Genomic DNA, 348 nt, shown 5'->3' on the forward strand with positions numbered 1-348 from the left:
AGTTGCTTACAACAGATTACTTTCAACAAAACACTGCGAAATAAGAGTAATGAAGGATCATACAACATATACATCCCTTGATCATTTGAACAATGTGAATGCATTTCACAGGCTCATAGAGAAATGGTATAAAGGCTACAATGGTGTAGCGAGCAAGTATATCAATAGATATGCAGCTCTTTTCACACTGGCAAGAGAGTATACAGGCTGTGATACACAGGAAATTCTATTATCAATCAAGAAAAGAATGCATCAGATCACAGATTTCTTCCGTATTGCTGACATGAAGAAAGATGATCTTTTCATTTATTCTATTTCTTGAATTCACCATTTTGCTAATATAGCCTA

1 pseudogene is annotated in these 348 nt (G+C 34.5%); it reads left to right on the top strand.

The window, feature by feature from the left end:
• Positions 1-322, top strand: a pseudogene (locus ACTND6_RS11245) (hypothetical protein); the annotation flags it as partial.
• Between the last annotated feature and the right edge of the window lie 26 nt (positions 323-348).

The organism is Bulleidia sp. HCP3S3_C9 (genome assembly GCF_052064035.1).
Classification (GTDB): domain Bacteria; phylum Bacillota_I; class Bacilli_A; order Erysipelotrichales; family Erysipelotrichaceae; genus Bulleidia.